Origin of the sequence: Spirosoma terrae (assembly GCF_010435915.1) — a bacterium.
GTDB classification, from domain to species: domain Bacteria; phylum Bacteroidota; class Bacteroidia; order Cytophagales; family Spirosomataceae; genus Spirosoma; species Spirosoma terrae.
This window is the reverse complement of the sequence record NZ_JAAFZH010000004.1, coordinates 344,519-365,738: the sequence shown is the minus strand read 5'-3', so window position 1 is coordinate 365,738 and position 21,220 is coordinate 344,519. Positions and strand designations below refer to the sequence as shown.

16 protein-coding genes are annotated in these 21,220 nt (G+C 49.0%); 13 read left to right on the top strand and 3 right to left on the bottom strand.

Annotated features, from left to right (window positions below):
* Positions 1 to 46 precede the first annotated feature (46 nt).
* Complete coding sequence (locus tag GK108_RS11950) at positions 47 to 823, top strand: phosphonatase-like hydrolase (protein ID WP_246224854.1); 777 nt, start codon at positions 47 to 49, stop codon at positions 821 to 823.
* Between the two features lie 185 nt (positions 824 to 1,008).
* Here GK108_RS11950 and GK108_RS11945 read toward each other — a convergent pair whose 3' ends face one another.
* Positions 1,009 to 3,516 carry a glycoside hydrolase family 95 protein gene (locus GK108_RS11945; RefSeq protein WP_163947915.1) on the bottom strand — a complete coding sequence of 836 codons (2,508 nt, stop codon included), beginning with the start codon at positions 3,514 to 3,516 and terminating at the stop codon, positions 1,009 to 1,011.
* Between the two features lie 321 nt (positions 3,517 to 3,837).
* Here GK108_RS11945 and GK108_RS11940 point away from each other — a divergent pair, with 321 nt between their 5' ends.
* The 10 genes from GK108_RS11940 (at position 3,838) to GK108_RS11895 (ending at position 17,379) form a co-directional block, all read left to right on the top strand.
* Complete coding sequence (locus GK108_RS11940; protein WP_163947912.1) at positions 3,838 to 7,170, top strand: SusC/RagA family TonB-linked outer membrane protein; 3,333 nt, start codon at positions 3,838 to 3,840, stop codon at positions 7,168 to 7,170.
* A gap of 109 nt (positions 7,171 to 7,279) precedes the next feature.
* On the top strand, positions 7,280 to 8,794 hold the full coding sequence (locus GK108_RS11935; RefSeq protein WP_163947909.1) for a SusD/RagB family nutrient-binding outer membrane lipoprotein: 1,515 nt from the start codon (positions 7,280 to 7,282) through the stop codon (positions 8,792 to 8,794).
* 143 nt (positions 8,795 to 8,937) lie between these two features.
* On the top strand, positions 8,938 to 10,020 hold the full coding sequence (locus tag GK108_RS11930; protein ID WP_163947905.1) for an alkaline phosphatase family protein: 1,083 nt from the start codon (positions 8,938 to 8,940) through the stop codon (positions 10,018 to 10,020).
* A gap of 196 nt (positions 10,021 to 10,216) precedes the next feature.
* On the top strand, positions 10,217 to 11,137 hold the full coding sequence (locus GK108_RS11925; protein ID WP_163947902.1) for a metallophosphoesterase family protein: 921 nt from the start codon (positions 10,217 to 10,219) through the stop codon (positions 11,135 to 11,137).
* Between the two features lie 128 nt (positions 11,138 to 11,265).
* Positions 11,266 to 11,811: an HD domain-containing protein gene (locus GK108_RS11920; protein ID WP_163947899.1), complete on the top strand. Its 546-nt coding sequence runs from the start codon at positions 11,266 to 11,268 to the stop codon at positions 11,809 to 11,811.
* An 81-nt stretch (positions 11,812 to 11,892) separates the two neighbouring features.
* A complete protein-coding gene (locus GK108_RS11915) occupies positions 11,893 to 13,176 on the top strand; it encodes a DUF5690 family protein (protein ID WP_163947896.1) in 1,284 nt (427 codons plus the stop codon).
* Positions 13,148 to 13,300 carry a hypothetical protein gene (locus GK108_RS11910; RefSeq protein WP_163947893.1) on the top strand — a complete coding sequence of 51 codons (153 nt, stop codon included), beginning with the start codon at positions 13,148 to 13,150 and terminating at the stop codon, positions 13,298 to 13,300. The genes GK108_RS11915 and GK108_RS11910 overlap by 29 nt, the downstream gene beginning before the upstream one ends.
* Before the next feature lie 26 nt (positions 13,301 to 13,326).
* Positions 13,327 to 14,268, top strand: coding sequence for a phosphatase domain-containing protein (locus tag GK108_RS11905; protein WP_163947890.1), 942 nt, complete (start codon positions 13,327 to 13,329; stop codon positions 14,266 to 14,268).
* A 131-nt stretch (positions 14,269 to 14,399) separates the two neighbouring features.
* The gene (nadE, locus tag GK108_RS11900; protein ID WP_163947887.1) at positions 14,400 to 16,484 is read left to right on the top strand and encodes an NAD(+) synthase; all 2,085 of its coding nucleotides are present in this window, start codon (positions 14,400 to 14,402) and stop codon (positions 16,482 to 16,484) included.
* A 13-nt stretch (positions 16,485 to 16,497) separates the two neighbouring features.
* Positions 16,498 to 17,379: a DMT family transporter gene (locus GK108_RS11895; RefSeq protein WP_163947884.1), complete on the top strand. Its 882-nt coding sequence runs from the start codon at positions 16,498 to 16,500 to the stop codon at positions 17,377 to 17,379.
* A gap of 19 nt (positions 17,380 to 17,398) precedes the next feature.
* Here the strand turns inward: GK108_RS11895 and GK108_RS11890 are convergent, their stop codons facing one another.
* Together GK108_RS11890 and GK108_RS11885 are read right to left on the bottom strand one after the other, a co-directional pair.
* Positions 17,399 to 17,914 carry a helix-hairpin-helix domain-containing protein gene (locus tag GK108_RS11890; protein ID WP_212592784.1) on the bottom strand — a complete coding sequence of 172 codons (516 nt, stop codon included), beginning with the start codon at positions 17,912 to 17,914 and terminating at the stop codon, positions 17,399 to 17,401.
* A 71-nt stretch (positions 17,915 to 17,985) separates the two neighbouring features.
* Positions 17,986 to 18,957 carry an OmpA family protein gene (locus GK108_RS11885; RefSeq protein WP_163947881.1) on the bottom strand — a complete coding sequence of 324 codons (972 nt, stop codon included), beginning with the start codon at positions 18,955 to 18,957 and terminating at the stop codon, positions 17,986 to 17,988.
* Positions 18,958 to 19,185: 228 nt separating this feature from the next.
* Here GK108_RS11885 and GK108_RS11880 point away from each other — a divergent pair, with 228 nt between their 5' ends.
* Positions 19,186 to 20,250 (top strand): hypothetical protein, encoded by a 1,065-nt coding sequence (locus GK108_RS11880; RefSeq protein WP_163947878.1) that lies wholly within the window; start codon positions 19,186 to 19,188, stop codon positions 20,248 to 20,250.
* Positions 20,251 to 20,563: 313 nt separating this feature from the next.
* Entirely contained in the window at positions 20,564 to 21,118 is a 555-nt protein-coding gene (locus tag GK108_RS11875) for a peroxiredoxin (protein ID WP_163947875.1), read from the top strand.
* Positions 21,119 to 21,220: the final 102 nt, after the last annotated feature.

Sequence of the window (21,220 nt, the reverse complement as noted above, 5' to 3'; positions counted from 1 at the left end):
AGGCGGTTTCGATTTGACAAATTAGCGTTCTTTTACGTAAAAATTCATGCAGGCTACCGAACAGCGGTTGCTTGCCACGGGAACATGTTCAGTACGTACTGTTCATTTCCATAAACAAATAGAAAATATGATCAGAATGGTTGTTTTCGATATGGCTGGCACTACCGTCGATGAAAAGAACGTAGTGTATAAAACGGTACGTAGCGCCATCAACGAAAAAGGGTTTGATTTCTCGCTGGACGAAGTCTTGGCCGAAGCGGCTGGTAAGGAAAAACTTCAGGCCATCAAAAGCGTTTTGGCCAGTAAAGGTATTACTGACGAAAAGCTGGCAGGGGAGATGTTTACCAATTTTGTTGCTCAGCTCGATGAGGCTTACCGAATCCAGGAAATTACCGAGCAACCAAACGCAACCAAACTTTTCCGGGCGTTACGTAGCATGGGTATTTTTGTCGTATTGAATACGGGCTACAACAAGCAAACGGCGGAATCGCTGGTTGAGAAAATTGGCTGGCAACAGGGAGTCGACTATGATGTGCTGGTAACGGCGTCGGAAGTAGCGGAAAACAGGCCCCGGCCCGATATGATTTTGCTGGCAATGGGCGAGTTGGGTATTACTGATCCGGCACAGGTGATAAAAGTGGGCGATTCGACGATCGATGTTGAAGAAGGCCAAAATGCCGGTTGCCTGATCAACGTCGGTATTACAACAGGCGCTCATACCTATGAACAACTGCAAACGGCCAACCCTACGTTTATCATCAACAACCTGATTGAACTGTTGCCAATCGTTGATAAGGAAAACGCACCTATTTCAGCCGTTTAAAGTCTGCGTGAACAAATTGATAAGGTTGTCGCAGCCAGCATCTTGCTGTTTGAGTTGTTGGACTACTATTACAGCACAGACAGCAAGATGCTGGCTGCGAAACTTTATCACTCAATACATCTATGATCTGTATATGGATGGACCTTTGACAAAGTTTTAAACCTTTGTCAAAGGTCAAAAGGATTTTACTGCATCGTCAGCGTGTAGCTCTGCCCGGCTTTAGTCATGAAATCATATACCTGCGTTGCCGACTGGGCATTGCTGGTGGTTGGCCCCTGAAATAACGAATTTGGGTTTGCACCGCTGGCTGGTTTCAGTGCTACGTTATTCGATGCTTTCAGTGAGTTGGGAACGCGAATGCGGCAATTACCGCCAATGGTCGATCGAATGACCACTTTGTTGACTTTGCCATCGCGCCAGCCCATCTCGACAATCTCAAAACCACCTCGCGTCCGTAATCCTTTTACCTGGCCGCTTTGCCATTGACTGGGGAGAGCTGCCAGTAGATAGATGTCGTCGAGGTGACTCTGTACAAGCATTTCACTCATGCCCGCAATGCCGCCAAAATTACCATCGATCTGAAACGGTGGATGAGCGCAAAACAGGTTGGGATACGTACCGCCCGCATTGGCATAGTTTGTTCCTTCTACTCCCGATATACGTAGCAGTTCACGTAGCAGTTTATAGGCATGATCGCCATCATTTAGCCGTGCCCAGAAATTAATTTTCCAGGCTTTGCTCCAGCCCGTGCCGCCGTCGCCCCGCGTATCGAGGGTTTTGCGGGCTGCCGCTGCCAGGTCGGGCGTGGTGAGCGGGGCAATCTGACGGCCAGGATGCAGTGCAAACAGATGCGATACGTGTCGATGTTGCGGATCAACGTCGTCGAAATCCTGATACCATTCCTGCAAATTACCCTTTTTGCCAATCTTGAACGGGTAAAGCTTGCTGGTTTTATCACTAATTTGTTTCCGGAAGTCGGCATCTGTATTCAGTATCGTCGATGCTTCGATAACATTGGTGAACAGATCCCGAATGATCGACATATCCATTGTGGTAGCGACGGAGACTTCCCCTTTTTTACCATCAGGTAAAACAAATACGTTTTCTGGCGTGGTCGATGGGGCCGTTACCAGATAACCGTTTTTATCGGGAACGAGCCAGTCGGAGCAGAACTGAGCGGCTCCTTTCATGAGTGGGTAAGCGGTTTCCTGCAGAAAGTTACGGTCGCCGGTAAAACGATAGTGTTCATACAAATGCTGACTCAGCCAGGCTCCCCCCAAGGCCCAGTTTGCCCAGAGCGGACTTCCTTTTCCCAGATCGCCAACCGGGTTGGATTCAGCCCAGATGTCGGTGTTGTGGTGGGCTGTCCAGCCACCAGTGCCGTAAAAATCGCGCGACGTAGCGTAGCCTGTTTTCGATACGTTGCTGATCAGGCTGAACAGCGGCTGGTGAAATTCGGACAGGTTACTGACTTCGGCAGGCCAGTAATTCATCTGCGTATTAATGTTGATCGTGTAGTTACTACTCCAGGGTGGCCGAACGTGCGGGTTCCAGATTCCCTGCAAATTGGCGGCCGTACCGTTGGGCCGTGAGCTGGAGATGAGCAGATACCGGCCAAACTGATAATACATACTTTCCAACGCTGGATCGACAGTGCCGGAAGCATAGTTCATCAGGCGCTCGTCGGTCGGTAACGCTACGTCCTTATTATCATTCAGTGTCAGAGAAACCCGATTGAAGAAGGAATGGAAATCAGTTTCGTGGGCTTGTTTGAGTGCCGTATATGATTTTCGGGCTGCCGCGTTCAGGTAGTTATTAACCAGTTTAATTTCGTCTTTGCCATCTTTATCCGGGCATTTATCGAAACCATTAAAACTGGTTGCTGCGGAAATTAACAAAACAATGCTCGTTGCATTGGAAACCCGTAATCCCGACGTATCGGCCGTTACGGTGCCATCACTAGGGAGGGCACGCATACGCATGGCAAATCGCATACCCCGACATTGGCTGGCATCGTCATAACTAACAGGCTGCGGATTATAATCGACGTAGTTAGGGTCAGTGTGAGACGGGGCTTTGCCATTGAAACCGATTTCGCGACTGCTGATCGCGATATTTTGGTGCCGGAGTGGACTTTTCGTTGAAGCGGTAAAATTGAGCTTGCCGGGCTTATCGGCGGTGAGTCGGATAACGATAATCTGGTCGGGAGCCGACACGAAAATATCGCGCGAATACGTAACACCGTCGACCGAAAAACGCGTCGTGGCAACGGCATCGCTGATGTTCAGATCCCGATAGTAATTGGTAGGTTTACCGCTTAACGAATGGCGAATGACCAGATCGCCGAGTGGTTCGTAGGACTCGGTATAGCGCCCCTGCATTTTTTGCGTTAGCGACGTAGCCCGTTCGTAATTCTCGTCAGCCAGTGCTTTTCGTATCTGGGGCAGATAGGTTTTGGCTTCGGGGTTTGGGTTTGGCTTCACCGGCCCGCCTGACCAGAGTGTACTTTCATTAAGCTGAAGTAACTCTTCATCTTCCCGGCCAAATACCATTACGCCCAATCGGCCATTGCCAACCGGAAGGGCTTCGTTCCAGTTACGAGCGGGTTGTTTGTACCAAAGTTTAAGTGGCTGGGCGAAGAGTGAATTTGATAACAAAAAAATAAAAAGAGAAAGCAGGTATCGACTATGCATACGGTTTAGAACAATGAACTGAGGGCTGAAAGGTAATAGCAAACTTTTATTTTTTCGATACGATTTGGGTTAAGAATTAGCCTTATAGACCTATTCGTTCGTTCGTATCTGTTGCTAACCAGCGTGTCGCGGTAGAGATAAACTAAGCCGCCTGGCGCGACTAGTCACTTAAAACGAAATTACCATACAATTACTATTAAAAATGTGTTAAAAAATAGCTTATTTTGTTTATAAACCATTGATAATCAAGAGACAGTCTGGCGGTTTAGTCGGCGTATTTTTGCGGGAAATTTTGTGAACCAAAAACAACCTGCAAAACGAATGAAGTCTCTTTTACCCTCTTTTACGCCATTGTCCCGATCGTTACGATTGTGGCTGATAGCGTGTTTAATGGGCGTAGTGCCAGCCATATCGGCAGTGGCGCAAACAATTTCCGGTACCGTTATCGGGGCTGATGACCAAAAGCCATTGCCCGGCGTATCGATTCTGGTGAAAGGAACCAACACGGGTACAACCACCAATGCAAACGGTACGTATAGCCTCAACGTTAGCAATGCATCAACGGCTACACTGACGTTTTCATTCATTGGCTACGAAACGCAGGTCGTTGCGATTGGCAATCAGACCACCATCAATGTATCGTTATCGGCGGGTACGTCTACGCTGGGTGAAGTGGTGGTAACAGCGCTGGGTATTCAGCGGGAGAAAAAAGCCCTGGGTTATGCTACGCAGGAGATTCAGGGGAATGCGCTGACCATTGCCAGGGAAACCAACGTAACAAACCAGCTGGCTGGTAAAATTGCGGGTGTTACGGTGGTTGGTAGTCCTTCGGGTATTGGTGGCTCGGCGCGGGTAACCATTCGGGGCGAACGCTCGGTGGATCTGAATAAAAACCAGCCGCTCTACGTCATCGACGGCGTGCCGGTATCGAACGGGTTTACGGGCGGTTCGGGACGTAACAACACGGAAGTTGATTTCGGCAACGGAGCCAGCTTCATCAACCCCGACGATATTGAGTCGATGAACGTACTAAAAGGAGCTGCGGCATCGGCACTCTACGGAGCACGGGCGGCCAACGGCGTAATCGTGATCAAAACCAAATCGGGCCGTGGTTCGAAAGGCATTGGCGTAGAAATCAACACCAACCAGACGTTCGAAACACCGCTTGTATTGCCAAAGTATCAGAACGTTTATGGGCAGGGAAACGCCAACGGGGGCGATTTTGCCTTTGTGAACGGAGCCGGTGGTGGCCTTACCGACGGTACCGACGAAGCCTGGGGCCCCGCTTTTTCGCTCAACAAAAATTATCCGCAGTACAACTCGCCCAGAACGCTGAACGGCCAGCCCATCGATTACCGGGGTGGCGATCTGAACGCACCAGCGGGTAGCGTTATTACGGCTACGCCCTGGGTTCCTGAAACGGATAACCTCAAGAAATTCCTGCAAACGGGTAACACGCACACTACCAACGTAGCGGTTACGGGCAACAACGAATCCGGTAATTTCCGGCTGGCGCATACGTATGTGAATCAGACGGGTATCGTGCCCAATACGGACCTGAAACGCTATACCACTTCGTTTAGCGGTGGCTATCATTTTACCCCTAAGTTCTCGGCCAACTCGTTCGTGAGCTACATCAAAGGCAACAGCGGCAACCGTCCATCCATTAGCTACGGTACCGAAAGTATTATGTATCTGTTTAACTGCTGGTTACCACCGTCCGTGGCGCTCGACCCGATGAAAGATTACTGGATGCGTGGGCAGGAAGGCATTCGCCAGTTTAGCTGGAACTATAACTACCACGATAACCCGTACCTGACGGTTTACGAAAACACGAACGGCCAGCTCTACGACCGGCTTATCGGGAACGTATCGCTCAAGTATGACCTGACCCCGTGGCTTAGCGTGCAGGGACGTACCGCTATCGATTACACGAACGAAAAACGCGAATACCGCCGGGCGTTCAGTACGCAGCGGTTCCCATTCGGCCAGTATCGCGAGTCGCGTATCGTGACCGAAGAACGGAACACCGATTTCCTGTTTACGGCTAACAAAGAAGTCAATCAGAACTGGACCGTGTCGGGTACGTTGGGCGGTAATCAGCTTCAGCAAAAGTCTGATTTTCTGGAAAATAACGCCGGTCAGCTTAATATTCCCGGTATCTATAACCTGACCAACTCGCGTATTCCGCTACAAACGTCGCAGGCTATTACCACCAAACGGGTTAATTCGCTATATGGGTCGGCTCAGGTTGGTTTTCGCAACTATTTATTTCTGGAACTGACGGCCCGTAACGACTGGTCGAGTGCACTGACGCTGCCGGTTTATGCGCGCGCTCTGGGTGTTCAGGACAACTCGTACTTCTATCCGTCGGCGGCTCTGAGTGCTGTTCTGAGCGATATGTTTGTGTTGCCTCAGCAGATTTCGTTTCTGAAGGCTCGCGTCAACTACGCATCGGTTGGTAACGATACGGACCCATTTACGTTTACGCAGTCATACAACCCCAGCGACCCGTTTGGTAGCAGCCAGGTGTATGGCGAAACCGACCGGCTCGCTAATTTCAGCCTGAAACCCGAAATCAGTAATTCGTTCGAGGGTGGGGTAGAGCTGAAATTGTTCAAGCGCCGGGTTGGCCTCGACTTTTCGTATTATCTGACCAATACCCGTAACCAGATTCTGAACATTCCACTGTCGATCACGAGTGGTTATAATAGCCGTGCCATCAATGCCGGGCTGATTCGAAATCAGGGTGTTGAAGTGGCCCTGAATCTGGTGCCGGTTGAAAAGGCCAATAGCTTACGCTGGGCACTTGATCTGAACTTTTCCGCTAACCGGAGTAAGGTGATCGAACTGTCGGACAACATTCAGAATTTCGTGATGGCCAGCCGTGGTGTAAGTATCGAAGCGCGGGTTGGCGAGCGTATGGGCGATATGTATGGCATTGCCTTCGCTCGTGTGCAGAATACCGACCCAACGAAACCGTACTATGATGCATCGGGCCGCTACGTTGGTCAGATGGTGTTTGCCAATGGCCGTCCTGTACCCACGACCGAACGGGTGAAACTGGGTAACTATAATCCTGATTTTCTGCTGGGTATCAACAATAGCGTGAGCTATAAAAACGTGCGCCTGAGCTTCCTGTTCGACATTCGTGAGGGCGGCAAACTCTATTCTGAAACACAAACGGTTGGTCGCGAGGGCGGTATCATCATCGAAACGCTGGAAGGACGCGCTAATGGCTACGACCTGAGTCTTCCTGGTAACGGGGTAATCGGTCAGGGCGTTACCGTTACGTCGAATGCCGATGGTTCCAGTACGTTTGCGCCGAATGATGTGAAGCTGAATTCGCGCCAGTGGCACACCGCCTGGACGGGTGGACGTAACATTGCCGAAGGGGTGATGTTCGATGCGTCGTTCGTGAAGCTGCGTGAGGTGCAGTTAGGTTTCTCCATTCCAGATCGCATCTGGGGGAAAGTGCCGCTACGTGGCGTTACGTTGTCGCTCGTTGGTCGGAATCTGGCCGTCTGGTCGAAAGTGCCGCACGTCGATCCCGAAACGATGTCGTACTCTGGCGGAACGGCTTTACCCGGCATCGAATACATGGCAATCCCAACCACGCGGAGTTTCGGATTTAACCTGGGCCTGAAATTATAATGGATGTACACCTCACGGCAGCGGCCGACCGTCCTAACCCCTCTCCTTTTTTTAAGGGGGGGGACGGTCGGCCGCTGCCGTGGGGTCACTCAAAACGAACTTATACACGATGAAATCGATAAAAATACTGGTTACAAGCCTATCGCTGCTGGCGTTTACGTCCTGCGATAACAGCTTCGAAGAAATCAATAACAACCCGAACGTACCAACCCAGGTTTCGGCCGACTTACTGCTCTCGGGTGTACTGCGCAATACCATCAACGATCAGGTCAATATGGCCTGGGGAATTGGTAATATCGTGGTGCAACACACGGCAAAAATTCAGTTTGTAAACGAAGATCGTTACCTATGGGGTGAGCAGAATGGTGTCTGGAACAGCGTGTACGGAAATATGCGTAACGTTCAGAATATCATTGATCTGGCTACGGCGGGTAAGCAAAATAACTACCTGGGCATTGCGCTGGTGCTGAAGTCGTGGCTGTTTTCGCTGGCTACCGATGCCTACGGCGACGTTCCGTATACTGATGCTATCAAAGCCAAATCGACCGGTGTGTATGCACCAAAATACGACACGCAGGAAACCATCTATGCCGGTATTCTGGCTGATTTAACCAAAGCTAACGAACTGCTCGGAACCAGCAACGAAGTCGTAGCGGGCGACATTCTATTTGGGGGCGGAACGGGTAGTCTTGTGAAATGGAAAAAACTGGCGAATTCACTACGTCTGCGCGCGCTGATGCGGATTTCGAACAAACGTAACGTTGGGTCCGATTTACAGGCTATTCTGACCGACAATGCAAAATTTCCGATCATGGAGTCAAATGCCGACAACGCTACGTTAACCTATCTGGCGGCTGCTCCAAACCAGTGGCCGCTCTACGGGGCACGAGTAGGATCGTTTGATGAATTCCGGGCCAGTAAGTCGCTGGTCGACCGATTATCAGCAATTAACGACCCCCGATTGCCGGTGTTTGCCCGTCCGGTCGAAAAACCATCGGTAGCTGGTAAAATTGAGTATGTGGGTATTCCGAACGGTCTGGGCGATACGCCAGCCCTGAACTATAATGGTGGGCCGCAAGGTGTATCGCGGGTAGGACTGCCGTTTGCCTGTCTGGTGTGTAGCTCGCCAGCACCGGTGCCGAACGTAGCACGTGGTCCTGTGATGACGTATGCGGAGGTGCAGTTTATTCTGGCCGAAGCTCGGGAGAAAAATCTGATCACAACCGGCAGTGCCGAAACGTATTACCTGAACGGTATCAAAGCCAACATGGATTTTTATAAGGCGATTGTTCCGGCAGAATACAGCATCGACGTAACGCCAGCCGCGACGTATTACACGCAATCGGGCGTTGCTTACACCGGTACTACGCAGCAGAAACTCGAAAAAATTGGTACGCAGAAATGGGTTGCCCTGTTATTCAACGGCCTGGAAGCATGGTACGACTGGCGTCGGACCGGCATCCCGACCGTTACGCCTGGGCCTGATAATCTGAATAACAACAAAGTGCCGGTACGTTTCATTTATCCGCGCTCAGAGCAGTCGCTGAATGGTCAGAATCGGAATGAAGCCGTTGCCCGCCAGGGAGCCGACGATCTGAACACGGCCGTTTGGTGGGATAAGTAGTAAAGCTGTATTTTCACAGGTGGCATGAGGTTTGGGCCAAGCTCCAGCTTGGCCCAACTGTTTGTATTCGTCCGCTATTGTACCAGTAAAATCGACTTTTGTTTTAGTTTGGACTGTTGCTACTACGTTCAAAATCAGTCTGTATGTTACGTGTTTTCCTTTTCTTGTATCTTATTTTGAGTACGTCGGCCAATGCGCAACCGGCGCAGAATCTGATTCTGGTAACGCTCGATGGTGTGCGCTGGCAGGAAGTTTTCAACGGAGCCGATTCAACGCTTCTGTTCGACCCGGTTTATAGCCGCGATACGGCCAGTGCCCGAAAAAACTTTTGGGCTGCTACGTCCATCGAACGCCGAAAACGACTGATGCCTTTTCTGTGGAATACGATTGGTCAGCAGGGGCAGTTGTACGGCAATCGGCAGAAAGGCAGCCGTATGAACGTATCGAATCCGCACTGGTTCAGCTATCCGGGCTACAACGAAATTCTGAGCGGATACGCCGATGAACGGATCAAGTCGAACGATAAGATCGATAACCCGAACGTAACGGTGCTGGAATTTCTGAATCAACAACCGGGTTTTGCGGGGAAAGTAGCCGTTTTTTCGTCCTGGGATGTCATTGAAGCGGCTGTCAATGAGAAACGTAGCGGTATTGCGGCCAGCTCGGCCAACGAACCAACCAAGCCCGTTACGTCGGCCGACTCCCTGCTGAGTGATCTCACTACGTTGTATCCGCGTGAATTTGGCGACGGCGTTCGGGCCGATTTTCTGACTTATTTTTCGGCGCGGCAGTACGTAAAGCAAAAACAGCCGCGTGTCTTGTTTCTATCCTTCGACGAAACCGACGATCTGGCCCATGCCGGACGCTACGCCGATCACCTGACCATGGTACAATCCATTGATCGGTATTTAGCCGATTTGTGGCAGATGATGCAGAAAATGCCGCAATACGCCGGAAAAACCGCCATACTCATCACCACCGATCACGGACGTGGACATACGCCCAAGGCCCGCTGGAAAGATCATGGTACCAAAACAGCCGACTCGTACCAGATCTGGCTGGCGGCTATGGGACCGGGCGTAACGGCATCGGGTGAGCAGCAGAACGGCCCGGTTCTGTTTCAGAATCAGATTGCGGCTACGTTGTCGCGCTTGCTGGGTGTTGATTTTAAAGCCGATCATCCGATTGGACCAGCCATCGATACAGTAGTCGGAAGTAAGCCGTGATACGTATTGACTTTTATAGCTGATCTTTACAATAGAACGCGGATTGTTATGATGACTATGATTTGATCTGATTGTGTTTAAGTTTTTCTAGATCAGATAGTAGTTGGGAAAACAAATCTTATCAAAACAAACGAGTAAAAGGATCACTGTACATCATAAACAATCATAACAATCAGCGTGCTATAAACCCGTTCCCATGAACCGTAGAACTATACTCAAATCAGCAGCTTTGTTGCCGTTTGTTTCGCCGTCAACAGAGCTTGTTACGTCGGCACCGACGGCCCGGAAACGTAGCGTTCGGTTTGCTTATATGGGCGATACGCACATCACGCCCGAAACCAAGCCGATGGAAGGTGTTGCCAAATGTTTTCATCATGCCCAGAATCAGACCGATAAACCCGCCTTTTTTCTGCACGGTGGCGATGTGATTATGGATGCCCTGAAGCAGGATAGGACCGACGTGCAGAAGCAGTGGGATGCCTGGCACACCGTCGTAAAAGCCGACAACTCGCTGCCTATTGAGTACTGTATTGGCAACCACGACATCTGGGGCTACGAGCAGGCGCAAACCGACCCGATGTACGGAAAAAAATGGGCGGTCGATCTGATGAAAATCGGCAATCGCTACCGTAGTTTCGACCGGAACGGCTGGCATTTTATCATTCTCGATAGTGTGCAGATGACGCCCGAAAACAAATGGTATACAGGTTTTATCGATCCGGAGCAACTGGACTGGCTGAAAAGCGATCTCGCCAAAACTGATCCCAAAACGCCGATTCTGATTCTGTCGCATATCCCGATTTTTAGTCCTACCGGGTTCTACAGCCAGCAGAACGTGAAGAATGGAAACTGGACCATTTCAGGGGGGCTGGTTCTGTCGAATACGCCGGATCTGATCAAACTGTTTTACCAGTATCCGAACGTAAAAGCGGCTCTAAGTGGGCACATGCACCTGCTCGACCGGGTTGAGTATAACGGCGTTACGTATCTCTGCAACGGTGCCGTAAGCGGCAACTGGTGGAAAACCGAGATGCATGAACAAACCAAAGCCGGTTACGCCCTCTTCGATCTGTACGACGACGGAACCGTAGAACGTACTTATTTACAATACAGGTAGTTTTCAGTTTATGGTTTTGAGTTTATGGTTTATAGTGGCTGACGCCAGATACTTGCTGACGCGTCAGTCACTATAAACCATAAACTCAAAACCATAAACTGAAAACTATAAACTGAAATCTTTACACGATGGATACGATAGAAAAACTCTTTGCGCAGGGCGGAGAAGGCGCTTATTTTGGGGAGCCCGTTACGCAGGTCGAACATGCGCTGCAAAGTGCTTATCTGGCTGAACAGGCGGGTGCCGACGACGAAACAATCGTAGCTGCGTTACTGCACGATATTGGCCACTTATTGCCACCCGAATCGGCAGAAGGCTATATGGATGGGTATGGAACCGTCGATCACGAAAAACTAGGGGCTGATTTTTTGCGGGCACGAGGCTTTTCTGAAAAAGTGGCGCAGCTCATCGAACATCATGTTAATGCCAAGCGTTATCTGGTGTTTAAAAATCCGAAATACTTTGCCCGGCTCTCGGAAGCCAGTTTGAAAACACTTGAATTTCAGGGCGGGCCAATGTCCGAAGCCGAAGCGGCTACGTTCGAAGCGAATCCGTATTTTAAGGGAATACTGCAGATGAGAACCTGGGATGAGCAGGCAAAAATTCCCGATCTGGCTACACCATCTATGGAATATTATTTGGCAAAATGCCGTAGTGTGCAGAACATCCATTAGAGATTCTGGATTTTGAGTTGTAGTTTGTGGGTTGAAAAAACTCCTCTGAATCAAAAATCAGTCATCACAAACTAAAATTGAATGCGTTCCCCTGCTTTCCTTCGTAATCCTACCGTTTTTGTCATTTTTGGGGCCGTTGCGGCTTTTTGTACATATGCCTGTATGTACGCTTTTCGCAGAGGAATTACCGCCGTAACCTTCGAAGGGATGGCTTTTGCCGGGGTCAGTTATAAAATCTGGCTCGTTACGGCTCAGGTATTCGGTTACGCCCTATCGAAAGGAATCGGTATCAAAGTGGTGTCAGAAATGTCACCGGGCCGACGAGCTGTTAATATTCTGGGTTTCGTGGCTATCGCCCTGCTGGCCCTGCTCGGTTTTGCCCTCGTACCGGCTCCCTGGAATATTGTTTTTCTGTTCCTGAACGGATTGCCGTTAGGCTTGATTTACGGAACCATGCTGGGCTTTCTGGAAGGCAGACAGCAAACCGATACGTTGGTCGCTGGGCTGACAGCCTCGTTTATTTTTGCCTCTGGCTTTGTTAAGACGGTAGCCCTGACAATTAAAGCCGACTGGGGCGTATCGGAGTTCTGGCTGCCGTTCGTGACGGGCTTTCTGTTTGTTGTTCCCATGCTCATTTCCATTTATGCCATGACATTGTTGCCGCCCCCCACGGACGAAGACCGGGCCATGCGTACTGAACGCAAACCCATGGATGCTGATGAGCGTAAAGCGTTTGTGGGAAATTTTAGATTAGGATTGATTCTGCTGATTGCCTCCTACGTGCTGTTATCGGCCTTTCGTGACTTCCGGGATAATTTTGGCCCCGAAATTCTGAAAGATTCGGGAGTAGAGAACCCCAGTATTTTTGCCAAAACTGAAACTATTGTGGCGGTCGGTATTCTGATCGTGATGGCGTTTCTTCAACGTGTGACCAATAATTTCCGTGCGTTTGCCTTGCTCAATGGACTCATGCTGGCCGGAGGAGCGATGGTCGGGCTTAGTACGTATGCGTACACCGCGAACGTATTGTCGGCCGGAAACTGGTTTTTGTTAACGGGATTAGGACTCTATATGGCTTACGTGCCGTGTAACGGCCTCTATTTCGAACGATTGATTGCTTCTTTTCGCTACGTCAGCACGGTTGGGTTTATTGTTACGTTGGCCGATTGGTACGGGTATCTGGGTAGCGTAGGAGTGTTACTGTATAAGAACTTCGGCCACGGCAATATCAGTTACCGCGAGTTTTTCATCGACGGGGCTTATATATTATCGGTGCTCTACACAGTGTTGGTCATCGCTTCCTTCGTGTATTTCAAAATGCGTTATCAGAAAAAAGATGAACTGGTTGCCGTTGCCGACTATTAATCCCGAAACCATTTGTGTTGAAAAGCCCGACATTACTGATAAAATGTCGGGCTTTTTGTTGATACCGTATAGCTTTGGCCTGGCAAACAGAGCTGGTTGTTTGCTGGCGGCAATCGATACGTAATAAATACTTGTTGGGTACGTAGTATAATGAAAAAAGTTCTGATTCTGAGTGGGCTAAGCGGGAGTGGGAAATCGACATTTGCGAAGCGCTTTATGGCTGAGCAAGCAAACTGGTTACGTGTCAATCGGGACGATCTTCGGCGGACACTGTTGCCAGTGTCGTTGGAAGAATACTGGAAAACATGGCCCGATCAGGAAAAAAGCCGCGTTGAAACCGTTGTCAGTGAATTGCAGAAAACAGCCATTGTCGATACGCTAACCCGTGGCTGGAACGTACTGATTGATAATACCAACCTTAAAACGGCTTATTTCAGGGAGTTTCGTCAACTGCTTTCCCGGCATTTTGACGAGGTTGAAATTCGCTACGAGTTAGTAGAAGCCCCGCTCGACGAGTGCATCCGACGCGATAAGAATCGACCCGATTCAGTGGGCGAAACCGTCATTCGAAAGCAGGCTGAACAGCTGGCTGTTCTCCGGAAAAATTTCAAATTTCAGACCGAGATCGTAACGCGAAACCCGGTTTTCCAGCGTGAGCAGGATGAGTCCTTACCGCGTTGTATTCTGGTCGATATTGATGGTACAGTGGCTAAAATGGGTGATCGGTCGCCCTACGATTGGCATCGGGTAGGAATTGACCAACCCAACTGGCCCATTATTCGACTCGTAAAGTCGCTACATGCATCGGGCTACGCCGTTGTGTTTATGTCGGGCCGGGATGCCGTTTGCCGACCCGAAACGACGGCCTGGATAAACCGTTACTTTGACTGGCCGATTGATCATTATTCCCTGTTTATGCGTTCGAAGCAAGACCACCGAAAAGATTCGATTGTTAAACAGGAATTGTTTTCAGAGCATATCCTTGGTAAGTACTACGTCGAGTTAGTCGTTGATGATCGTCAGCAGGTGGTCGATATGTGGCGCCGGACGCTGGGCTTACCCTGCATTCAGGTCGATTACGGCGATTTTTAGTTTGCTCGTCACTAAATCTATTTTTGTGTCATCTTTGTTATCCCTATACACGTATCATTGGTGCTGAACAGGAGATTAAGGTGAGCCTGGTGTTCTCCAATCACTTGTTCGCTCATTCACTCAATAAGTACATGAAATTACTGAAAGTTGCTGCTGGCGTTCTGAACCAGATTCCGCTTGCCTGGGATCATAACCGAAAAAATATTATCGATGCCATTGAAGAGGCTAAACGTCAGGATGTTAGTCTGTTATGTCTGACTGAGCTTTGTATTTCGGGATATGGCTGCGAAGACGCGTTTTTTGCCCAGAATACCATCGATCAGTCTATTGCTTCGTTGCTGGAGATTGTTCCGTATACCAATGACATTGCCGTAGCCGTTGGCCTGCCGCTACGTCATAATAACCGTACGTTCGACGTAGCGTGTCTGATCGCCAACAAGCGTATTCTGGGGTTTGTGGCCAAGCAATACATGGCTAACAATGGCGTGCACTATGAGTCGCGCTGGTTCCAGCCCTGGCCACCATACATACGCGATGAAATTAAGATTGGTGATTTTACGTATCCCTTCGGCGATGTTGTTTTTGATCTGTCGGGTGTTCGGATCGGTTTTGAAATCTGTGAGGATGCCTGGGTCGCTAACCGGCCGGGCCGTATTTTGTATGAACGCGGTATCGACATTATTCTGAATCCAACGGCCAGCCACTTTGCCTTTCTGAAATCGCAGGTGCGGGAGCGTTTCGTGGTCGACGCGTCGCGGGCGTTTGGTGTAAGCTACATTTATAGCAATATGCTTGGTAATGAGGCTGGTCGGATGATTTACGACGGCGATGCCATGGTAGCCTCGAATGGTGAATTGCTGGTGTCGGGGCCCCGACTGAGCTACGAAGATTTTTTGATTGTTCCGGCCGTGGTTGACGTAGAAGCTACCCGGTTGAACCAAACCCAAAGTAAAGCTAATCTGGCGCTGGTCTACCCCAATCTGCGCGTCACGGAACGATTCGACTGGCCCGATATTGCCCCAGTTATTCAGAAAGCCGAACTGGAAGCCTGGGAGCGGGGAGGCTATCTGAAGGAAGAAGAATTTGCGCGGGCCGTAGCGCTCGGCCTGTTCGATTATCTGCGAAAAAGCCGTTCGCAGGGATACGTTTTATCGTTGAGTGGGGGAGCCGATTCGTCGGCTATTGCGGCACTGGTTTTTCTAATGGTTCGGATGGCCGTTCAGAACATCGGTATCGACGGCGTCAAAAAGAAACTCGGCTATATTAAAGCGCTTCAGAATTGTACTACGTCGGAAGAAATTGTCGGGAAACTGCTGACGGTAATGTATCAGGGCACCGAAAACTCGTCGGACGATACGTTCAATTCCGCTAAAACGCTGGCCGATGATATTGGCGCTACGTTCCTCAACATTAACATCAACGGTCTGGTCGATACGTATCGTGGGTTGATTGAAGAACAACTGGGTCGTAAACTCTCGTGGGATACCGACGATCTGGCCTTGCAGAATATTCAGGCGCGGGTTCGGGCTCCAGGTATCTGGATGATTGCGAATCTGAACAATGCGTTGCTGCTCAGTACGTCGAATCGCTCGGAAGCGGCCGTGGGTTATGCTACAATGGATGGCGATACGGCGGGTAGTATCAGCCCAATTACCGGCATCGATAAACATTTTCTACGTAGCTGGTTGCGTTGGCTGGAAACAGTTGGCCTGAACGTAAAAAATGAATGGACACCCGCCGACCGGACGGGCTCTGTCAATGACTCAACAAAATCCGATGAACTCATCAAGGTAAGCGGATTGAGCGCAGTCAATAACCTACAGCCCACTGCCGAGCTTCGTCCGCTCGACAAAAAGCAGACCGACGAAGATGATTTGATGCCATACGACGTATTGAACTCGATCGAAGAATCGGCCATTCGAGATAAACAGCCGCCGGTTGAGGTCTTGAAAATGGTGGAAGTCCGTTACGCGGGTGCCTACGATCGGGATAAGCTACTGATGTGGGTAGAACGGTTTTTCCGGCTATGGAGCCGCAACCAATGGAAGCGTGAGCGTTACGCACCGTCTTTCCACCTCGACGATCACAACCTCGACCCACGATCGTGGTGTCGTTTCCCGATTTTGTCGGGCGGTTTCGAAAAAGAACTGGCCGAGATGCGCGATTGGGCCGCTGATCAGAAGCCAAACAGTCGTAAGGGCAAGATTGGGTTTTAGATAAGTTTAGATTGTGCGACAACTTATTCCCGGTCTTCTTTTTGCCGCACTATGGGCGTCGGCATCGGCTGCAACCAAGTTTGGTGTGCAGTCGGTACATCCGCTTATTCTGGCAGAGGTACGTTTTTTTATTGCAGGTGGCGGTATGTTATTGTTTGCCTATGGCATACAGCGGGCGAAAAATGCCTGGCCAACGACTACAGAGTTTAAGCAGCTGGCCATTTTTGCCCTGCTGAACACGACCATTTATCTGGGAGCATTTGTACTGGCCCTAAAGCAGGTTTCGGCGGGTATTGGTAGCCTATCGACGGCAACCAACCCGCTGTTTATTGCTTTATTGTCGGCAGTATGGCTTCGACGCATGCCACGCTGGAATGAAATGCTCGGGTTGCTGCTGGGATTGGTTGGGGTTGGCGTGGCGACGTATCCACTCCTTCAAAACAGCTTTGCAACGGTAGAAGGGTTAATGATTCTGCTGGGTGGGATGGTAGCCGTTTCGGCGGCAACGGTGTATTACGCCAGCATTACGTGGCGCTTACCGAATCTGGTGATTAATGGCTGGCAGGTACTTTTGGGAGGTATACTGCTACTGCCCTTTACGTTCATTATGGCTTCCTTCGAGCCGACAGCCTTCAGTAATTCGCAGTTTGATGTGCGATTCTGGGCGTCGGTATTCTGGCTGATTGTACCCGTATCGGTGGCCGCGCTTCAGTTGTGGTTTTTTCTTGTCCGACAAGATCCTATTCGGGCCTCGTTGTGGCTTTTTCTGTGCCCTATTTTTGGCTTTGCCTACTCATACCTTCTCATGGGGGAGCCTATTACGCTCCTGACGGTTTTGGGTACAACTCTGGTGATTGGTGGGCTTTGGTTAGGCCGACAGGGAAAATCTGATTAATTGATTTACGTCTGTGGTATTATGCCTTGGGCGATACCGCAGACGTAAACATGCTCGAATCTCTAGAGGCAAGCTGTTTTGCCTGTTGAGGCCAGTTTGTTGGATCGTAGATTCGATAGTGGTTACCTGCTGATGCGAGAATCTCCCGTAGCCGTTCAATTGGGGTCTCTGCTAATTCCGAAAACTGCTGGATACCGGCTTCCTTGAGCAGGCTGGCGACTTTAGGGCCGATCCCTTTGATCTCCACAAAGCGATCAACGCTGTCAACACCTGGGGTTTCTGTTGGCTCTTCAATTATAGTCAGCTCTATATTTGTGCCGTCGGCTTCGTTGATGATATCGATCACTTCTGTTTTAGCACCATCCATCGAATCGACCGTATCAGTCAGTTCCGTAACGTAACCGAGTGGACTGACGATTAGATCAAGTGATGTATTGTCGTCCAGTATTTCATGGGAGGAGTCCTTATTGATTTTAGGCAATGAGGAATTCGAATCTATACGACTAGAGTCGTTTTGGGCCTGTTTTTTTGTCATAACGGAGTAAGAAACTTGATTCATTCTTAACTCCGTTTGTAATCATATTGTTGACGGGATAGAACGACTTGTTACTGTTTTAGCAAGATTAATTCAACTCGTCGATTAAGTCGTCGGGTAGCTTCCGAATTGTTGCTGGCTATTGGGCGGGTAGGGCCGTAGCCGCGCGTGGTGATCCGATTAGCGGCAATTCCATTCTGTACCAGATAGCTTTTTACAACATCGACCCGCTCTTTCGATAACTGCACGTTTTTGTCAAAATCACCCTGGTTGTCTGTGTGGCCCGACAGTTCAATCTCGGCTGTAGGATGCTGTTGCATAAACTGAAGCAGTTGCTCTAGTCCGCCCTGAGCTTCGGGTAAAAGCTCTGACTTACTCTGTACAAACTGAAGAGCCTGTAGCTGGGTTGCTTTGCCTTTCGGGGCAACAACGAGTGGGGGCGTGTAGGTAACCTTAGCGTCCAGCGTTTTAGGGGGAACTACCCGTTCCGACGATTGCGTATTGTTTCCGGCAGCCTGATTGCTGGCAACGGCAGCAGGTTGTTGAGCAGGGGGAGATGCCGTTGCAGACGTAGCAGACGTATTAGTCGAGGCAGAGCCTGGCTGCGATTTCGGAGAATCTGATGCTACGCTTGGTTGCGTAGCGGGTTTAGCTCCTATTCTATACAGCAAGGTAGGCCTTCTAGTTAAACGTTCTGCTTTAGATGACGTAAAAGCTAAAGGCTCTTCAAGGGTTTCGTAGCCTTGAGCTGAATTTACAATAATGTATGTCTGTGTTGTTGCAACGCGGAATTGATACGATCCGTTAGCCCCTAATTGTTGTTTGGCCTGTGACCGCCCATCTTGACTTTTGATAGAAACAATGGCGCCAACTATAGGCTGGCGGGTTTGGGCATCAATCACCGACCCTTCAATCATAGCTTCACCAGAGGGGAGGGCTTGTTGGGTCGCCTGACTGGTTCTATTTTGACCCCAACTTTGAATAGACAGCGATGAACTGATGAGCAGATAACTGGCAAAAAATAGTGAGTAAGTTCGCTTCATTGTTTAAAAACAACGCAAAAAGATTCGCCAAAAGTACGTCTAATGCCTCAAAAAGCAACTAACTGGTACACGTATTTTAGATAGTTTTTAAGTGGATTTTTGAGTGTGAAAAATTCTTTTTAATGCATTGAAAGTCAGTATGTTGTATAACATAAATAAGGCGGAAATAGTGAACGTAAAAAGCACTGTTTTCGTTAATAAAATATGACACAGATAACCAACGTGACGATGCATTCCCCGAACGCTCAGGCACCGCTTAACCCGAACGCATCGGGTAGTATGCCGACCGACGACAGCTGGCGGAAGCGGGTTGCCGCCCAGTCTATTCCGGCGCAGGTATTTCTGAACCATTTCTTTGCTATGGATTATCATATCCAGCATCAGCAGGACCTTTTTGACGTTGCTAAATTTCCCATCTTTCAGCAGTTTTATGGAACTGTGACTGATGCGAGTTATAAGTCGCTGGAGAAATTGCTGCTGAACAGCTGGAGTGCTGAGTATGCGCTACGTATCACGCCGGTTGTCAATGACGAACAGTATTTGCAGAGTTCATTGCACTGGACTTTTCCGCAGGCCTATTATAGTGCGTTGTTTAGTGCGCGCGCTTTTCTGGCCATTCAGGGCATCAATGTCAGCAACGAGGAGTTGATTCGCAAGCGTATCGGAAATATGGTCGTCAGAGGCTATTATCCGGCTTCTATTGGCTATTATGCGCTCGGTCCGATCAACAACTATCGCATTCAGCGATTGCCAATGGCCAAAAAATTTACGATTGCTGCCAAAACTGATCTGATTTTGCCCTCGCGAGAGGGAGCCGTACAAATTGAGCTGGCTCAATTCCTGAAAACTACGCGCGATCAGCGGGTGAAAATGTTACGTAACACGATTCAAAACAATCCGAATACGGCGTTACGGAGTCCTAAAACGGGCGAGATTCTACAGAAGTTTAGCGTTGAACAGTACAAACTATTGGCAAAGCAGATTGGCTATACAACGTATTTCGATATGCTAAGCCGTCTGCGAATTTCATCGACCAATCGGGAAATTGAACGATTTGTCGATTCCGAAATCGATGTTAAACTGTTCCATCAGAGTCTGGTAAATATAGTCGCTCATGTCAACTCGGTTCATGAGGTATACATTGCCAAGGCACTTGGAATCAATACGTATCGTCAGCTGGTAGCCAAACTGCCTTCCTATTTGCAGGAGAGTTTTGTGCGTGAACGGATGAACACAATTATTACCCCTATGTTGGAAACTGACGAGGGGAGTGGGCTGAAAATGGCTGCCTAACAAGAGTAGATTAGACAGCAGTACAGTACATATAGACGAAGTGAAAGTCCGCTGATGGGTATTCGGCGGGCTTTTTTGTATCTTGATAAATTTATACTTGGTTACTTTCTAATAAATAGTATTATTCTTTTGAGATGTGAACTAATGGGCTGGCTAAAGCATACATCTTAAGTAGTTGACAGCCTTGTTTTTATTAAAAAAAGCTTTTTTCTCTCTATAACTCATTGATAAAAACTATATCATTCGTAAACGATTAGATGCGTAATTTGCATTAGAATTAGATTTTACACGATATACAACCTGAATTCATTCTATGAAAAATCAAATTATTTCCGTTGGGTCTGAGTTCCCTGAGTTCAAGAAATTGGCAGTTGTTTCGCTCGATAAAGATCAGGAGTTCTATGAAATCTCGTCGGAAGATCACAAGAACGCTGGCAAGTGGTTGGTGATGTTCTGGTGGCCTAAAGATTTCACCTTTGTTTGCCCAACAGAAATTGCTGAATTCAACAAGAAGTTTGAGGATTTCCAGGACCGCGATACAGTGGTTATCGGTGCTTCGACCGATAGCGAGTTCGTTCACCTGGCCTGGCGTAAAAACCACGATGATCTGCGTGGTCTGAAATTCCCGATGCTGGCCGATACGTCGAAATCGCTGGCCGAAGAGCTGGGTATTCTGGAGGCTAACGAAAAAGTAGCTTATCGCGTTACGTACATCGTTGATCCACAGGGTATTGTTCGCTGGGTAAACGTAAATGATCTGTCGGTTGGCCGTAACGTAAACGAAGTCATTCGTGTGCTGGACGCCCTACAAACCGATGAGCTTTGCCCTTGTAACTGGGTTAAAGGCGAAGCTACGTTGACGGCTTAATTAATTTTGAATGCTTGACTGATAGAATGATTGATTGATTAGTAAACAACTCTTTAATCAGTCTATCAGTCTATCAGTCAAGCATTTAATCATTCAACATTA

What these genes read in the sequence shown, in the direction of transcription:
- GK108_RS11875 (WP_163947875.1), top strand. Translation starts at nt 20,564, where the DNA reads ATGAAAAATCAAATTATTTCCGTTGGGTCTGAGTTCCCTGAGTTCAAG.
- GK108_RS11915 (WP_163947896.1), top strand. Translation starts at nt 11,893, where the DNA reads ATGCGTTCCCCTGCTTTCCTTCGTAATCCTACCGTTTTTGTCATTTTT.
- GK108_RS11880 (WP_163947878.1), top strand. Translation starts at nt 19,186, where the DNA reads ATGCATTCCCCGAACGCTCAGGCACCGCTTAACCCGAACGCATCGGGT.
- nadE (WP_163947887.1), top strand. Translation starts at nt 14,400, where the DNA reads ATGAAATTACTGAAAGTTGCTGCTGGCGTTCTGAACCAGATTCCGCTT.
- GK108_RS11920 (WP_163947899.1), top strand. Translation starts at nt 11,266, where the DNA reads ATGGATACGATAGAAAAACTCTTTGCGCAGGGCGGAGAAGGCGCTTAT.
- GK108_RS11910 (WP_163947893.1), top strand. Translation starts at nt 13,148, where the DNA reads ATGAACTGGTTGCCGTTGCCGACTATTAATCCCGAAACCATTTGTGTT.
- GK108_RS11930 (WP_163947905.1), top strand. Translation starts at nt 8,938, where the DNA reads ATGTTACGTGTTTTCCTTTTCTTGTATCTTATTTTGAGTACGTCGGCC.
- GK108_RS11925 (WP_163947902.1), top strand. Translation starts at nt 10,217, where the DNA reads ATGAACCGTAGAACTATACTCAAATCAGCAGCTTTGTTGCCGTTTGTT.
- GK108_RS11945 (WP_163947915.1), bottom strand. Translation starts at nt 3,516, where the DNA reads ATGCATAGTCGATACCTGCTTTCTCTTTTTATTTTTTTGTTATCAAAT.
- GK108_RS11935 (WP_163947909.1), top strand. Translation starts at nt 7,280, where the DNA reads ATGAAATCGATAAAAATACTGGTTACAAGCCTATCGCTGCTGGCGTTT.
- GK108_RS11890 (WP_212592784.1), bottom strand. Translation starts at nt 17,914, where the DNA reads ATGACAAAAAAACAGGCCCAAAACGACTCTAGTCGTATAGATTCGAAT.
- GK108_RS11940 (WP_163947912.1), top strand. Translation starts at nt 3,838, where the DNA reads ATGAAGTCTCTTTTACCCTCTTTTACGCCATTGTCCCGATCGTTACGA.
- GK108_RS11905 (WP_163947890.1), top strand. Translation starts at nt 13,327, where the DNA reads ATGAAAAAAGTTCTGATTCTGAGTGGGCTAAGCGGGAGTGGGAAATCG.
- GK108_RS11950 (WP_246224854.1), top strand. Translation starts at nt 47, where the DNA reads ATGCAGGCTACCGAACAGCGGTTGCTTGCCACGGGAACATGTTCAGTA.
- GK108_RS11885 (WP_163947881.1), bottom strand. Translation starts at nt 18,957, where the DNA reads ATGAAGCGAACTTACTCACTATTTTTTGCCAGTTATCTGCTCATCAGT.